We start from the raw sequence: 12,997 nt of genomic DNA, 5'->3' as shown, positions 1-12,997 counted from the left end.
CGGCATGCGCCCGTGAGCCGATGGATGAGGCGGCGTGCGCTGGAGCTGATGCGCGGCGTGCGCCCGTGAGCTGGGCAGAGCTCGTGAGCCGATGAGGCGGCGGGCGTTCGTGAGCTGATGCGCGGCGTTGGTCGGTACGCGGCGCGCCGATGCGCGATGCCCTCGACGCGCCTGCACCCGCCCCCGCAGCGGCCTCAGGCGTCGAAGAACGCTGCCGCGGGCAGGTGTACGGCGGTGGCGTCGCGGGCGGCTAGGCTCGCGCCGAGTCCGCACTGTCGCAATCGGGAGAATGCCCACCATGGCCAAGAAGCGCCCTCAGACCAAGGCCGGGAAGCAGCAGCTCAAGGACGGTGAGATCCCGGTCGTCGGGGCCCGTGAGCCCTGCCCGTGCGGTTCGGGCCGTCGCTACAAGGCGTGTCACGGACGCGCCGCCGCCCAGGCCGTGACCGAGCTCGTCCACCGCCCGTTCGAGGGACTGGCCGGTGAGTGCGACTGGGTCGCCCTGCGCGAGCTGGTGCCCGCCGCCACCGTCGAACTGACGCTGAAGGACGGGCTGCCCGAGGGCGTTCCGTCGGTGACCCTCGCGACCGTGCTGCCGATGGCGTGGCCCGCCCTGCGCCGCGACGACGGCTCCGTCCTCCTGGCCCTCCAGAACGACACCTCATCCGGCGACCTCAGCCGCGACCTCGCCGACACCCTCCAGCGCGCCCTGGAGGTCGAGCCCGGGAACCCGGTCGCGGCCCGCCGCGTACCGGCCGACGGGCCGCGCCTCCAGGACCTGCTCGACCCGGACGCCGCGTTCGAGCCGGTCGTCCACACCGGGTTCGAGTTCTGGGTGCCCGACGCGGAGAACGCCACCCCCGAGGTGTCCGCCTCCCTCGAGCGCGCGAACGCCGCCGCGATCCCGACGGTGCTGCTCTCCGGCGTCGACGCCGCGTACTGGTGCGAGACCCCGGAGAAGAACCACCTGCGCTGGGTCATGCTGCACCCCGAGGAGCAGCTCCTCGACGCGCTGGCCCGGCTGCACGCCGCAGGCACCTCCTCGCTCGGCGACGGCACCCGGCTGGTCGGCTCGTTCCGGGCGCACGGTCTGGTCGTACCCGTCTGGGACCTGCCGAGCTCGATGGGCGCGGAGGCGTGCGAGAAGCCCGCCGTCGCGTTCGCCGAGCGGCTGGCGGCGGCGCTCGCCTCCGACGCCCCGCTCACCGCCGAGGAGCGGCGCGCCCGCGGCGGCCTCACCAACCGCCAGGTGACGCTCAGCTGACCCTCCCCGGAGCCCCGCCGAGCCGGTGACCCGCGTCACAACTCACCGTACTCACAAGTAAATCGCCGTCCCCATAGGCGAGATCGAATTTGCGAACGGCAGATCTCTTGTTACCGTTCTAGAAGCCCGGTCGCTGGTGCATCCCCCGTCGCCAGCGACCGGGCGTCTTCATTTCCGGCTGCGGCCCGCACCGACCGGCCCCCGGAAGCCCCTCCTCCGCGCCGCCGCACCGGAGAGCTCCCTCGAACCCCGGGCCCCGGGCCCGCCGGACCCCCAGGACTCAGTCCGATGCGCCCGGCGCACGGTTCGATCCGGCGCGCAGCAGCAGGGGCGCCTCCTCGACCGGCCCCGCGCCGGCGTACTCCGCCACCGCCGCATAGGCACCCGGTCCGCCCGCCGAAGGAGCTCGCGGGGTCTCGCAGCTGCCCGGCTCGTCGTGGGCGGCCAGTACGCAGTGCAGCTCCACGGTCCGGCCGCCGGGGCCCATCAGCGTGAGTACGGAACGGAGTTCGGCGCCGGAGGTGTTGCGGTAGTAGGCGCGCGCCCAGGTCTCACCGGCCCCGGTCATGACACAGGTCTGCGCCTCGACACCCTCCGGCGCGACCAGCTCGGGGCCGCACCGGGCCGCCGTCCCGTCGGAGCTCATTCCCGAGGGAGACCGATCAGGGGAGGGCGACGAACCCGCCGGACCGTCTGCGGACAGTTCATCAGAAAGCAGGCTCGAAAAGCTTTCTGATGAACTGTCCGCGGATTCTTTTTCAGTCGATACGGAATACGGTGAATCTGAAAAACCCACAGAACCCACAGAACCCACAGAACCAGTAGAACCAGCAGGGCTCGCAGAACCAGAAGAATCCGCAGAATCCGTCGGATCTGCGGAAGCAACGATCGGAATCAGACATCCGAACGCGACGACAGCCGTAAGACCGATCATGCGGAGATTCATGGCGCCCCCCTTGCCGACCGCGCGGGTAGTGGGAGCGACGATATCGACGCGCGCCGCGCGCCCGGGGCGTCCGGCACCCGTTTACCGGCGATCCGGCCCGGCTCACACCCGTACGAGTGAGCCGGAGCCCCGCTGCCCGCCTGTATGGACGACCGGACGGGCAGACAGGCGGACGGGCAGACCCCCGGACGGCCGGACAGCAGGCCGGACGGCCGGACAGCCGAGCATCCAGGTAGCCGTACGCCCAGGCACCTGGATGGCCGGACACCCGGCCCCCGCCCCCGCATCCGGCGGACCTCAAGCCCCTCAGTACGCGAGCCTGCTGCCACCGTCCGGAGCGCTGGTGCTCGCCTCGACCAAGGCGTCCAGGACCGCCTCGACGTCCGGGAGCCAGGGGGCCGCCTCCGCCGGAGCGCCCCCGCCCCTCGCCGCCCGGCGGAAGACGGGGAAGACCGGGGACGGAACGGCGGAGTCCGCCGGAGCGGCGGGCCGAGGGGCCCGCTCCCAGCGCACCTGGCCCGCGCCGATCTCGGAGGGCGGCAGCACGAGATAGCCGCCCTCCCCGTGGAACCGGAGCGAGCTGGGCACCCAGTCCTTGCTGTACAGCAGCTCGCCGAGCCGTTCCAGCGTGTACGGGGCCACCAGCAGCGACCAGCGGGTGGGCGTCGCCACGACGGGGCCCAGCCGCATGCCCATCAGGTCCAGGGCGGTCAGCGCTCGCGCACCGGCCAAGGCGGGCAGGCTCACCGCGCAGGGCGCCCGGCCGCCGGTCGCCAGCATCACCGGGGCGGTGGGGCGGTTGGTCCACCACCAGCGCACCATGCGCTCGTCCGTGGTGGCCGCCAGCAGTCCGGGGTCGAAAGGGTGCGCGCCGGGCACGGCGCAGTCGGGGTCCGGACAGGCGCAGCCGAGGCCACGCCCGTCGCGCAGGGCGGCCGGCGCGGTCCCGGCTCCGGGGAGCACGGGCCACCGCCATCGGGTGGCAAAGGTCAGGGCCGCGTCGAGCCGGGCGGCACCCTCCTTGCGCCGGAGCCGGAGCCTGCGTCGCCTTCCGAGGATCTCGCGCATGAGCGCTCGTTCCTTTCCGTTGAACGCCGAGTCCACATGACACCACGCGTGCGTGACACCGCGTGTGCGTCTCTTCGCTGTGCGTACGTGCTCATCAGGTTCTGCGGTACGGGCGTGCCTTCGATACCGGGCGTGAGCCGAGCCGAGCCGAGTGGAGCCGATCCGATGGGAACAGATCTGGGGTGGAGCCGAGCTGCGTGGAGCCGGGAGCGCCCGCCGAGGGCGCCTCGTGCCTGTCGGCCCGGGTCCGGTCCGGGCCCCGGTCGCATGGGGCGGAGGCGTGACCGCCGCTGATCACGACCGTCACGGGGAAGGACGTCAGGACCCGCCGGCGGGTTCCTGTTTCCCGGGCGATCGCATCCGCCCCTGAGCATCCACCCACGGGCGTCCGCCCGTGGATCTCGGCCCCTGGGCGTCCGCCGCCCCGAAGCGTCCGCCCCGAGCATCGTCGATTACGTACCCAGCCTGCCCGGAATGACGCCGCCCCTGGGATTTCCTCCCTGGGGCACCCCGTGTTGAGCTGCCCCAGTCGACCGCAAATAGCTCCCGGAGGGTGCATTTTTCGGCCAAGTTGACTGACACTGGAGGAGCGCGAATCCGGCGAGCCTTCAAGGGACAATGCTGGACATCGGGTTACTTGTGCGTGTACATGTGGATGCATTGATAGTGGCGCAGAATCACATGGGGGTTTGCGATGCTATTCGACGAATCGCACCGGCATGAAAGCTGGCTGCCATGAGCGCCCCACACCTGCCGAAAGTGGCTGGAATCGATCCAGAAGTTCCGGTTTCAACGCAGACTCCCGCACCCCTGAGGGAGGTCCCGGCAGCGCCCGGAGCCTTCATCCAGGACCGGCTCGCGGGCTGGGTCTCGGATCTCACGACGCTGCACGAACTCACCGAGCGGCTGGCCGTGACCGCCACCCTCGATGCCGCCCTGGACGAGCTGCTGCACGCCGGAGCCGCCCTCGTCGGCGCCCGCCGAGGACTCCTCGTACTGGAACCGGCGGGCGGCGGGAGCCCGTCCACCACCGTCGGCCTCGGTCTCTCCCACGCCGATCTCGGGCACCTCGAGACCGTGCCCCGCGCCGCCACCGCCCTGGGCCGCGTCCTCGACGGGCTCCCGGGCACCGCCGACGGGATCGCCGGGCCCGATCTGCTCGGCGACGAGCACCTGGACCCCCGTCACCGCGAGGTCGCCACCCGGCTCGGGTACGCCGCCACGTACGCCCTGCCCCTCGCCTCCGAGGCGGCCGGGCGGCTCGGCGGCGCCGTCTGGCTCTACGACGAGCCCGGGGAGCCCTCGGAGAAGCAGCGCCACCTCGTCGGCCTGTACGCGCGGTACGCCACCGAGCACCTGGCCCGCCTGACCGAACTGGAGCGGGCCCGCGCCGACGTCGCGACCGTCGCCGAGGAGCTGCTGCCCAGCCGGCTGCCCCGTATCCCCGGTGTCCGGCTGGCCGCGCTCCACCGGACCGGGCCCCGGGGCGGCGGCGACTGGTACGACGCGCTGCCGCTGCCCGACCACGCGCTCGGCCTCGCGGTCGGCTCCGTGGGCGGTTCGGGGCCGAGCGCGATGGCCGCGATGGGGCGGCTGCGGGCCAGTCTGCGGGCGTACGCCGTGATGGAGGGCGAGGACCCCGTCGCTGTACTCTCCGATCTGGAACTCCTGCTGCGGCTCACCGAGCCCGCGCGGACCGCCACCGCCCTCTTCGCCTACTGCGAGCCCGCCGCCCGCAAGGTCGTGCTCGCCGGGGCCGGGCACACCCCGCCGCTGGTGCTGGGCGAGCGGCGCTGCGAGTTCGTCGAGACCACGCTCTCCGCCCCGCTGGGGATGCTCGCCTGCTGGGAGGCGCCGAGCGTGGAGTTCTCCCCCGCGCCGGGAGAAACGGTGCTTCTCTGTACGGACGGCCTGCTGCGCCGCACCGGGGACCCGATGGACCGGGCCTTCGCCCGGCTGCACTCGGCCGCCGCTTCGGTACCGAAGGCGGGGCGGCACGATCCCGCCGCCGTCGCCGACCACGTACTGCGCACGATGCTGCCCGACGGGCTCGACCGGAGCGACTCCACCGAGGACGTGGTGATCCTCGCCGCGCACTTCGACTGACGACCTCACCCGCGGTCCCGCCTCTTCCGTGAGCAGGCCCCCAAGCAGGTCTTTCGGCCCTGGGCCCCTTCTCGTACGCCCGTACGATGGATGGCGGTCCAGTGTCACAGCAAGGAGATTCACATCGTGTCTGAGGAGCTCATCCCGGAGACCCCGGAGCAGGAGACCGAAGAGAACGAGGCCGCAGAGCCGATCAAGCAGCGGAAGAACGGCCTGTACCCGGGCGTCTCCGACGAGCTTGCCGAGAACATGAAGTCCGGCTGGGCCGACACCGAGCTGCGCGACCTCGAACCGATCGCCCAGGCCGGGCACACCGCCGCCCGGCGCGCCGCGCTCTCCGCCCGCTTCCCCGGCGAGCGCCTGGTCATCCCCGCGGGCAACCTGAAGACCCGCTCCAACGACACCGAGTACGCCTTCCGCGCCTCCACCGAGTACGCGTACCTCACCGGCGACCAGACCCAGGACGGCGTCCTCGTCCTGGAGCCGTCCGGCGAGAGCGGCCACGAGGCCACCATCTACCTGCTGCCCCGCTCGGACCGGGAGAACGGCGAGTTCTGGCTCGACGGCCAGGGCGAGCTGTGGGTCGGCCGCCGCCACTCCCTCACCGAGGCCGAGCAGCTCCTGGGCATCCCCGCGAAGGACGTCCGCGAGCTCGCCGCCGCGCTGGCCGAGGCCACCGGACCGGTCCGCGCCGTGCGCGGTCACGACGCGTCCATCGAGGCCGCCCTCACCGACAAGGTCACCGCCGAGCGCGACGAGGAGCTGCGCGTCCACCTCTCCGAGGCCCGCCTCGTGAAGGACGCCTTCGAGATCGCCGAGCTCCAGAAGGCGTGCGACGCCACCGCGCGCGGCTTCGAGGACGTCGTCAAGAGCCTGGACAAGGCGGAGGCGACCAGCGAGCGCTTCATCGAGGGCACGTTCTTCCTGCGCGCCCGCGTCGAGGGCAACGACATCGGCTACGGCTCGATCTGCGCCGCCGGTCCGCACGCCACCACCCTGCACTGGGTCCGCAACGACGGTGCCGTACGCGCCGGAGAGCTGCTGCTCCTGGACGCGGGCGTGGAGACGAACGAGCTCTACACCGCCGACGTGACCCGGACCCTGCCGATCAACGGCACGTTCTCGCCGGTGCAGCGCAAGATCTACGACGCGGTGTACGAGGCCCAGGAGGCAGGCATCGCCGCCGTGAAGCCCGGTGCCGCCTACCGCGATTTCCACGACGCCGCGCAGCGCGTGCTCGCCGAGAAGCTCGTCGAGTGGGGCCTGCTCGGCGATCTGTCCGTGGACAAGGTCCTGGAGCTGGGCCTCCAGCGCCGCTGGACCCTGCACGGCACCGGGCACATGCTCGGCATGGACGTCCACGACTGCGCCGTCGCGCGCACCGAGACGTACGTCGACAGCACCCTGGAGCCGGGCGTCTGCCTGACCGTGGAGCCGGGTCTCTACTTCCAGGCCGACGATCTGACCGTGCCCGAGGAGTACCGGGGCATCGGCGTCCGGATCGAGGACGACATCCTCGTCACCGAGGACGGCAACCGGAACCTGTCCGACAAGCTGCCCCGCCAGGCCGACGAGGTCGAGGCGTGGATGGCACAGCTGAAGGGCTGACCCGCTGCCGTAGGTATCGGCCTCTGCCGTACGCGTACGGCTTCGGAGGGCGCGTCGCTCACACCATGAGCAGCGCGCCCTCCCGCCATTTCAGGACCTTGTCGAAGCTGACCACCGCGCCCCGGCCCGGCCGGTTGCCGAACTGGACGTGGTCGGCGAGCTGCTCGATGAGGTCCAGCCCGCGACCGCTCTCGGCGACGCAGGGGACGGGCGCGGCCGGGGGGAGAGCGCACCGGGCGGGAAAGCCCGGGCCCGAGTCGGACACCTCGATACGGCACATCTCGCCGTCCAGATAGGCCGTGACCCGGTACTGCCCGGAGTCGGAGTCGGCGTGCGAGTCCGCCAGGGGCCTTCCCGGTCCGGCGTCCCCCCGCTCCACGAGGCCCGACCGCTCGCCGCCGTGTTCGACGGCATTGGCGCAGGCTTCACTGAGCGCGACCGACAGGTCGAAGGAGATATCCGGGTCCACCCCCGCGGTCTCCATGGTGCCGAGCAGAAAACGACGGGCGAGCGGAACGCTCGCAGCTTCGCGCCGCAAATGGAGTGACCACCAGATGCTCATGCTCCAGCCTCCCGGCCGCGGCTCGACGTACCGATACGTATTGCCGCACAAGGCACTCCGTAAGCACAGAACGGCTGTGAGAGCCCTCATTCGGCGGATGCGGATATTCCGCGCACCGGTGTATGGCCGCCGCCGGGGTGGCCCGGCGGGTTCCGGAAGCGGCACGTCCGCAGTCCGTACATCCCCCGCGAACAGCCGCAACAAGCACGCTTGCGGACGGAGGCTGATGTTCCGGACCTGCCGTACCGAGGAGGGGGCCGCAGTGCGATGATGTCCCGGCCATGTCCACGCCTGTCGCACACGCCGGAGCCGGTCTGCGGCTCATGAGGGCCGCGGTGTTCACCGCGGTCTGCGTCGTGCTGTCCGCCGCCGGGCACGCGTTCGCCGCCGGTGCGACGGTCCCCGCGTGGACCCTGCTCGCCGGGTTCCTCGGCGTCCTCGCCGTCGCCGCGGCCCTCGCCGGACGGGAACGCTCCCTGCCGTCGATCGCGGGCGCGCTGGCGGCCGGACAGGTCGCCCTGCACGCCCTCTTCGCGTATGGCAGCCACGGCAGCGCGCAGGCCGTCGCCGCCGCCGCGCCCCGGGGCAGCGGCGAGAACCCCCTGATCCGCTTCGCCGCCGGGCTCGTGTGCGGGGCCGGGCCGGGGCAGCTCGACGCCGCCGACGCCCACCGCATCATCACCACGGCGGGCATAGACCCCTCGACGCTCTCGCCGGGCCACGGCCACCTCGCGTCATCGGCCGGAGCGGCGGAAGCAGCGGGCGCCACCGGGGCGGCGGAAGCTGCGGGGACGGCGGGATCGGCCCTCGCGGCCGCTCCGGACGGCGGTTCGGGCCTGGCGTCGGCGTACGCCGCCGTGGTCGCGCTGCTGCCCGGGGTCCCGATGTTCCTGGCCCACCTGCTGGCCGCGCTCGCCGCGGGCTGGCTGCTGCGACGCGGTGAGGCCGCCCTGTTCCGGCTGGCGCACCTCTCGGCGTACGGCGCCCAGGAGCTGGCGGCCGGTGCCCGGCTGCGCTCCCTCCGCGCGGCGCTCGCGCTCGTACGCGCCCTGCGCGCCGGAGCGCGTGAGCAGCTCGCGTGCGGCCCGCGCGCCCTGCGTACGGCCGACGACGACCCGGTACCGACCGCCGGGGACCCTCTTCAGCACCTGGTGATCAGGCGCGGGCCTCCGGCCCCGTACGCCCTCGCAGCCTGACACGACACCTGCGCCCTCTGCGCCTCTTGCTCGGAACGGCCCACCAGCCGGGACGGGCCGCCCTTCCCTGTTCCTGGGCGGCTCCTCCGTGAGCAGGGCCGGGTCGCTCCCGGACCGGACGAGGCCCGGACGAAGTGTGTCGTGCTGCCGGCGCGCACCCGCGCGTGCCGGACCACCGTCTTCCTCACCTTCTGTGGAGTGATTCCCGCCATGAACGTTTCCCGTATCGCCATCGCCACCGGTGTCGCCGCGTCCACCGTCCTGCTGCTCGCCGGGCCCGCCGCCGCGCACGTCAGCGTCCAGCCGCAGGGCGAGGCCGCCAAGGGCGGTTACGCCACCCTCAACTTCAAGGTCCCCAACGAGCGCGACCAGGCGTCCACGGTCAAGCTCGAAGTGAACTTCCCGGCCGACCACCCGCTCTCCTCCGTCACCCCCGAGGCCGTACCGGGCTGGAAGATCGACATCACCAAGGGCAAGCTCGACAAGCCCCTGGAGGTGCACGGCCGGAAGATCACCGAGGCCGTCACCAAGGTGACCTGGACCGCCGACGGCTCCGAGATCGCGCCCGGCTACTTCCAGCAGTTCCCGGTCTCCGTCGGGCAGCTTCCCGAGAACGCCGACCAGCTGATCTTCAAGGCCATCCAGACGTACGACAACAAGGAGGTCGTCCGCTGGATCGAGGAGCCCACGGCCAACGGCGAAGAGCCCGACAGCCCGGCCCCGGTCCTGAAGCTGTCCGCCGCGACCGACGACCACCACGGCGGCGGCGCGGCCGACAAGAGCGGCGACGACGACCACAAGGCCGACGAGAAGGAGCACGACAAGGCCGCGTCGGCCGAGGGGGACAAGGCCGAGGGGGAGAAGAAGGAGACGCACGCCGCGTCCTCCAGCGACACCACGGCCCGCACCCTGGGCATCATCGGCATCGTCGTCGGCATCGCGGGCGTCGCGTTCGGCGTGCTCGCCGGACGCCGCCGCACGGCCTGATCCGGTCAGGCCGGGCCGTACGGCGTACGCATCCGGCCCGGCCCGCGCCGGTCCACCACGCCGTACGGCCCGAACCGCCCGGTTTCACGACGTCGTACGGCCCGGCCCACCGGTTCCACCGGGCCGTACAGCCGTACGGCCCGGCCCGCCGGTCCACCACCCGCACCACATTCAGGACACCCCTTTCATGCGCAACAGAACAGCAGTGACGGCCGTGGCGTTCGCCGCCGCGGCCGCACTGACCCTCTCCGCCTGCGGCACCGACGACGGCAAGAAGGACTCCTCGGCCATCGCCGACGTGAGCGCCGCGCCGAAGACGAAGGCCGCGACCGTCCTCGACCAGCCGTTCACCAAGCCGAACCTCGTCCTCACCGACACCGACGGCAAGGAGTACGACTTCCGCGAGGCGACCAAGGGCAAGCCGACGCTCATCTACTTCGGCTACACCAACTGCCCCGACGTCTGCCCGCTGACCATGAGCAACATCTCCATCGCCAAGCGGGACCTGCCCAAGGCCGACCAGGACAAGCTCCAGGTCGTCTTCGTCACCACCGACCCCGAGCGCGACACCCCCGCCTCGCTCGGCAAGTGGCTCAAGGCGCAGGACCCCACCTTCACCGGTCTCACCGGCGACTTCGCCACCATCCAGGCGGGGGCGCGCCAGATCGGCATCGGCATCGACGCGCCGCAGAAGCAGAAGGACGGGACCGTCGTCTCCATGCACGGCGCCCAGGTCGTCGCCTTCTCCCCGAAGACGGACGGCGGATACGTGCTGTACGGCGAGGACACCAGCGCCGAGGAGTACGCGAAGGACCTCCCCAAGCTGATCAAGGGGGAGAACCCGTGAACCGCCGCACGACCCTCGTCGGCGCCCTCGCCCTCACCACCGGGCTGGCGCTGACGGGGTGCTCCACGGACAGCAAGCCCGAACTGAAGGTCGTCGGCGCGTTCATGCCGCAGCCCGTCAGCGACATGGCGGCCGGCTTCCTCGTCGTACAGAACACCGGCTCCACCACCGACCGGCTCACCTCGGTGACCAGCCCGCTCTCCGACGACGTCACGATCCACGAGACGAAGAACCAGAAGATGCGCGAGGTCTCGTCGTTCGAGGTGCCGGCGAACGGCGAGCTCGACCTCGAACGCGGCGGCAACCACATCATGTTCATGAAGCTCAAGCAGCAGCCCAAGAAGGGCGAGAAGGTCCCCGTCGAGCTGCACTTCGAGAAGGCCGACCCCATCACGGTCGACCTGCCGGTGAAGGAAACCACCCACAACCCGAAGAAGCACTGAGGGAGTGTCCGTGATGACTGCCACCGCCCCGCGCCTGCGGCCGTCCCCGATACGGCGGCCGTTCACCGCGGCCGCGCTCGTCGCCGTCCTGGTGAGCCTGGTCTCCGGGCTGCTGCTGGCCGGGGCGGGCCCGGCGTCCGCGCACGCCGCCCTCACCGGCAGCGACCCGCAGGACGGGGCGGTGGTCGCCACCGCGCCCAAGGAGGTCACCCTCACCTTCTCCGAGGCGATCGCCGTCGGCGACGGGTCGATCCGGGTCCTCGACCCCAGCAGCAAGCGCGCCGACACCGGTGCCGAGCCGAAGGACCTGTCCGACGGCTCCACCGTCCGGTACGGCGTCGACCTCCACCCCGGCCTGCCGGACGGCACCTACACCGTGGCCTGGCAGGCGATCTCCGCCGACAGCCACCCCATCTCCGGCGCCTTCACGTTCTCCATCGGCGCCCCCTCCGAGACCACTGTGGCCCTGCCCTCCGAAGAGGTGGGCGGCGGCCCGGTCGGCACGGTCTACGGCATCGCGCGGTACGCCGCGTACGCCGGGTTCGTCCTGCTCGCGGGCGGAGCGGCCTTCGTGCTGGGCTGCTGGCCCGGCGGTGCGCGGGCGCGGCCGATGCAGCGGCTGGTGGTGCGCGGCTGGCTCACCCTGACCGCGGCGACCCTGGCCATGCTGCTGCTGCGCAACCCGTACACCGGCAGCGGGAAGTTCGCCGACGCCTTCGACCTCGACGGGCTCCAGGCCGTCCTGGACACCAAGCCGGGCGCCGCCCTCGTCTCACGGCTGCTGCTGCTCGGCGCCGCCGCCCTGTTCATCGCCGTCCTGTTCGGTACGTACGCCCGGCGCGAGGACGCGATCGAGAAGAAGGACCTCACCTTCGGCCTGGCCGTCGGCGGCACCGTCGTCGCGGCGGGCATCGCCGCCACCTGGGCCATGTCCGAGCACGCCTCGACCGGTATCCAGACGGCGATCGCCATGCCGGTGGACGTCCTGCACCTGCTGGCCGTCGCCGCCTGGCTCGGCGGTCTGGTGGCCCTGCTGGTGGCGCTGTACCGGACGCCGGACATCGGGAGCGGTGCCGTACGGCGGTTCTCCCGGGTCGCGTTCGCGAGCGTCGTCGTCCTCGCGGCGACGGGGATCTACCAGTCGTGGCGGCAGGTCGGCTCCTGGTCGGCGCTGACCGGGACGCGGTACGGGCAGCTGCTGATCATCAAGGTCGTGCTGATCGCGGTCCTGCTCGCCGTGGCGTGGTTCTCGCGGCGGTGGACGGGTCGGCTGACGGATGCCGTACCCGCCGAGGCTCCCGAGGGCGCGGCCGATCCGGCGGAGGCTCCGGACGACGTCGATCCGGCGGAGGCCCCGGGCGGCATCAGTCCGGTGAAGACCGCCGACGAGGTCGATCCCGAGCGGGCCGCCCAACTGGCGCGTCAGCGGGCCGCCCTGACCGCGACGAAGGAGAAGCGGATACGGGACGCCGACCCGGAGCGTTCCGGGCTGCGCCGCTCGGTGCTGGCCGAGGCAGTGATCGCGGTGGTCGTGCTGGCCGTCACCACGATGCTGACGACGACCGAACCGGGCCGTACGGAGGAGGCCGCGGGCGCGTCCGCCGCCTCGTCCGCTCCCGCCGCCTCCGGCCCCGTCAACCTGAGCATGCCCTTCGACACCGGCGGCCAGAACGGCAAGGGCACCGTCCGCATCGACATCGACCCCGGGCGCACCGGCTCCAACGAGCTGCACGTCTGGGTCGACGGCAGCGACGGCAAGCCGATGGACGTCCCCGAGCTGAAGGTGGCGCTCACCCTGGAGGCGCAGGAGATCGGCCCGCTGCCGGTCGTGCCGGACCGGCTCGCCGAAGGGCACTGGTCGGCGAGCGGCGTCCAGATCCCGATGGCGGGGGAGTGGAAGGTCGACGTGACCGTACGGACGTCGGACATCGACCAGGTCACCATCGACAAGAGCGTAAAGATCGGCTGAG

General features: G+C 72.1%; 11 protein-coding genes. 8 read left to right on the top strand and 3 right to left on the bottom strand.

Features of this window, described 5'->3' with window-relative positions; genetic code table 11:
* Positions 1-298: 298 nt before the first annotated feature.
* Entirely contained in the window at positions 299-1,264 is a 966-nt protein-coding gene (locus B7C62_17690; GenBank protein ARF73893.1) for a topoisomerase II, read from the top strand.
* 280 nt (positions 1,265-1,544) lie between these two features.
* On the opposite strand, the gene B7C62_17685 is transcribed toward B7C62_17690, so the two are convergent.
* Positions 1,545-1,910, bottom strand: coding sequence for a hypothetical protein (locus B7C62_17685; protein ID ARF73892.1), 366 nt, complete (start codon positions 1,908-1,910; stop codon positions 1,545-1,547).
* A gap of 606 nt (positions 1,911-2,516) precedes the next feature.
* Entirely contained in the window at positions 2,517-3,278 is a 762-nt protein-coding gene (locus tag B7C62_17680; GenBank protein ID ARF73891.1) for a DNA primase, read from the bottom strand.
* A gap of 735 nt (positions 3,279-4,013) precedes the next feature.
* On the opposite strand from B7C62_17680, the gene B7C62_17675 reads away from it, so the two are divergent.
* Together B7C62_17675 and B7C62_17670 are read left to right on the top strand one after the other, a co-directional pair.
* Positions 4,014-5,384 carry a phosphatase gene (locus B7C62_17675; protein ID ARF73890.1) on the top strand — a complete coding sequence of 457 codons (1,371 nt, stop codon included), beginning with the start codon at positions 4,014-4,016 and terminating at the stop codon, positions 5,382-5,384.
* A gap of 126 nt (positions 5,385-5,510) precedes the next feature.
* Positions 5,511-6,992 (top strand): Xaa-Pro aminopeptidase, encoded by a 1,482-nt coding sequence (locus B7C62_17670; GenBank protein ID ARF73889.1) that lies wholly within the window; start codon positions 5,511-5,513, stop codon positions 6,990-6,992.
* A 58-nt stretch (positions 6,993-7,050) separates the two neighbouring features.
* Here the strand turns inward: B7C62_17670 and B7C62_17665 are convergent, their stop codons facing one another.
* The gene (locus B7C62_17665) at positions 7,051-7,554 is read right to left on the bottom strand and encodes an ATP-binding protein (protein ID ARF73888.1); all 504 of its coding nucleotides are present in this window, start codon (positions 7,552-7,554) and stop codon (positions 7,051-7,053) included.
* 281 nt (positions 7,555-7,835) lie between these two features.
* Between B7C62_17665 and B7C62_17660 the strand changes: the two genes are divergently transcribed.
* The 5 genes from B7C62_17660 to B7C62_17640 all read left to right on the top strand — a co-directional run bounded on the left by B7C62_17660 (position 7,836) and on the right by B7C62_17640 (position 12,996).
* Positions 7,836-8,750, top strand: a complete 915-nt coding sequence (locus tag B7C62_17660; GenBank protein ARF73887.1) for a hypothetical protein — start codon at positions 7,836-7,838, stop codon at positions 8,748-8,750.
* Between the two features lie 210 nt (positions 8,751-8,960).
* A complete protein-coding gene (locus tag B7C62_17655; protein ID ARF77224.1) occupies positions 8,961-9,737 on the top strand; it encodes a hypothetical protein in 777 nt (258 codons plus the stop codon).
* Between the two features lie 187 nt (positions 9,738-9,924).
* Entirely contained in the window at positions 9,925-10,584 is a 660-nt protein-coding gene (locus B7C62_17650) for a hypothetical protein (GenBank protein ARF73886.1), read from the top strand.
* Positions 10,581-11,027: a copper resistance protein CopZ gene (locus B7C62_17645; GenBank protein ID ARF73885.1), complete on the top strand. Its 447-nt coding sequence runs from the start codon at positions 10,581-10,583 to the stop codon at positions 11,025-11,027. The genes B7C62_17650 and B7C62_17645 overlap by 4 nt, the downstream gene beginning before the upstream one ends.
* Positions 11,028-11,040: 13 nt before the next feature.
* Positions 11,041-12,996 (top strand): hypothetical protein, encoded by a 1,956-nt coding sequence (locus B7C62_17640; GenBank protein ARF77223.1) that lies wholly within the window; start codon positions 11,041-11,043, stop codon positions 12,994-12,996.
* The last annotated feature ends 1 nt before the right edge of the window (position 12,997 follow it).

It is taken from the genome of Kitasatospora albolonga, assembly GCA_002082585.1.
Taxonomy (GTDB): Bacteria; Actinomycetota; Actinomycetes; order Streptomycetales; family Streptomycetaceae; genus Streptomyces; species Streptomyces stephensoniae.
This window is presented reverse-complemented; position numbering and strand designations above follow the sequence as displayed.

Coding starts and splice junctions, on each gene's coding strand:
- B7C62_17655 (ARF77224.1), top strand. CDS start 8,961: ATGAACGTTTCCCGTATCGCCATCGCCACCGGTGTCGCCGCGTCCACC.
- B7C62_17675 (ARF73890.1), top strand. CDS start 4,014: ATGAGCGCCCCACACCTGCCGAAAGTGGCTGGAATCGATCCAGAAGTT.
- B7C62_17660 (ARF73887.1), top strand. CDS start 7,836: ATGTCCACGCCTGTCGCACACGCCGGAGCCGGTCTGCGGCTCATGAGG.
- B7C62_17680 (ARF73891.1), bottom strand. CDS start 3,278: ATGCGCGAGATCCTCGGAAGGCGACGCAGGCTCCGGCTCCGGCGCAAG.
- B7C62_17665 (ARF73888.1), bottom strand. CDS start 7,554: ATGAGCATCTGGTGGTCACTCCATTTGCGGCGCGAAGCTGCGAGCGTT.
- B7C62_17650 (ARF73886.1), top strand. CDS start 9,925: ATGCGCAACAGAACAGCAGTGACGGCCGTGGCGTTCGCCGCCGCGGCC.
- B7C62_17685 (ARF73892.1), bottom strand. CDS start 1,910: ATGAGCTCCGACGGGACGGCGGCCCGGTGCGGCCCCGAGCTGGTCGCG.
- B7C62_17690 (ARF73893.1), top strand. CDS start 299: ATGGCCAAGAAGCGCCCTCAGACCAAGGCCGGGAAGCAGCAGCTCAAG.
- B7C62_17640 (ARF77223.1), top strand. CDS start 11,041: ATGACTGCCACCGCCCCGCGCCTGCGGCCGTCCCCGATACGGCGGCCG.